Consider the following 2,052-nt stretch of genomic DNA (forward strand, 5'->3'; position numbering starts at 1 on the left):
AATCAGGTGGTGGTCTCTTAAGTCGTGAGATGCAGCTGACAGAGGATAACGCCTATCCACTGTCAGGCCTTGTGGTTAGGTTATTCAGCGATGTTCGCGTCTGCACTGGTGTCTGAGCGTTCAGAACCACCATTGTCCAACCGGAACTGTTCCAGCTTCTCGACGACCAGGTCATAGGTTTGGTCAATATTTCCGGCAATATCGTCCGTCAATGCACCCATACCGTCGAGTATTTCACGTGCTTCGCCAAAGCCTTGCAAGATACCGCCACCAATGACATCGGTGAAGTGGTCGACCAGTTCACTGCCTTGTAGCTCAGGGTTAGCTTCCTGAAAACGTGAAAACAACCCTGTGGTGAGTGACACAATGCGGTCTGCGGTGGCTTCAGGGGAGACATCGAGTCCGCTCTCTACCGCATTGTCCAGCGCTCGTGGACCCAGATCCGGTTCCAGAATTTCGTTGATTTTCTCTGTTGCGGCTTTAAATACAAGTGCCAGAGAATCGTTGCCAGCGTTGATGTTGACTTGCAGTGAGGCTTCTACGATTGAGCGGTTAAGTTCTGTTTTAGCCTGCTGCTGAGGTGTCATCGCCTCAGTGCCTTCCGCTCGTTCTGCCCGTTTTGCTTCATTTTTTTCATGGGCTTGTTGAGACACATGTTGTCCAAACGGCTGTGGTTTGTCGGATTGTTTGGCTTGCACAGATACGGACTGGCCGAAATTATTGATGCTCATACCTATCTTCTCTTTGGCGATTCTTGGCAGTATCCCATGTTATCGGCAGGTGTGCGAAACCATTGACTGAATATTACTCACTATCATCGAAATTCTCTTGATTCAGTTTTGATTAACGAAATTAGATTAGTATTCATAGTTTGAACTGGGAGCGGTGTGTTTGGTCACAAGCTCCGATATGCTTACGCTAACTCACTGATAGAACAGGCAGTATGGAAGTCATTATGGTTGATGCGTTACCGGAACTCATTGCAGGACCCGTGGTAAGACGGTTACAGCCGGAACAGATGGTGCTTTGGTTTGTATGCTCCCGGCAGGTGGATGTGATGCTGGAGCTGTATAGAGAGGATGGCGCGACCGAACAATATCCGCTGAACGGTTCGAACACTGAGATACTGCCTATCGGTGAGCGTGCGTATGTCTATTTGGTCAATGTGGTACCCAATAGCCGCTTACCTTTAGGCGAACGCTTTGAATATGATCTGAAGTTCTCAGGTGATGAGGGCGTGCGGGGGTTGGCGCAGTTACAACCGACGATACTTTATCCGGGGGAATCCCGTCTTTCTCTGGTGATTAAATCCCGGTTGGACAAGGTCCTGCACGGTTCTTGTCGTAAGCCTCATTACCCCAGCGATGATGGCTTATTGCAGGCTGATCTGGTTTTGCAGTCGTCGGTGCAAAATGCCGAGGAACGTCCCGCGCTGCTTTTAATGAGTGGTGATCAGATCTATGCCGATGATGTGGCAGGTCCCATGTTAACGGCCATTCATCAGGTTATTGAGTTGTTAGGGCTGCAGAGTGAAATCCTGAGCGGCTCAACGGTTAAAGACAGCGAAGAGCTATATCGCAATACCTGTTGTTACTATCAGCGCGAAAACCTGCTGCCTCACAATCGAGCCAACGAAACCCTTCGGGATAAGTTCTTTGGGGGCGCGAAAAAGCCGATCTTTACCGCAGACGGGGCGCATAATCATTTGATTACGCTAGGTGAAGTGTTAGCGATGTACCTGCTGGTATGGTCGCCCTCATTGTGGGCCTATGTAAAAACCAATGTGAGTGATGTCGACGAAAATTACCGTGACCGCTATCTGGAAGAACAGAAGCAACTCGCGCATTTCGCTGAAGGTTTGCCGCGGGTACAGCGGGCGATGGCTCATTTGCCGGTATATATGATCTTTGATGATCATGACGTGACGGATGATTGGAATCTGACGCGTGGTTGGGAGGATGCAGCTTATGATCATCCCTTCTCTCGCCGGATCATTGGTAATGCATTGATTGGTTATTGGGTATGCCAGGGCTGGGGTAATGCGCCGCAGCA

1 protein-coding gene and 1 pseudogene are annotated in these 2,052 nt (G+C 49.7%); one reads left to right on the forward strand and one right to left on the reverse strand.

All coding sequences use genetic code 11. The annotated features are described in order from the left end of the window. Nucleotides 1-80 precede the first annotated feature (80 nt). Nucleotides 81-731 carry a DUF5610 domain-containing protein gene (locus ABYW01_RS20320; RefSeq protein WP_372836290.1) on the reverse strand — a complete coding sequence of 217 codons (651 nt, stop codon included), beginning with the start codon at nt 729-731 and terminating at the stop codon, nt 81-83. Between the two features lie 212 nt (nt 732-943). Here ABYW01_RS20320 and ABYW01_RS20325 point away from each other — a divergent pair. Then, a pseudogene (locus tag ABYW01_RS20325) lies at nt 944-2,052 on the forward strand (alkaline phosphatase family protein); the annotation flags it as partial.

It is taken from the genome of Pontibacterium sp., from assembly GCF_041587635.1.
Lineage (GTDB): Bacteria > Pseudomonadota > Gammaproteobacteria > Pseudomonadales > Balneatricaceae > Pontibacterium.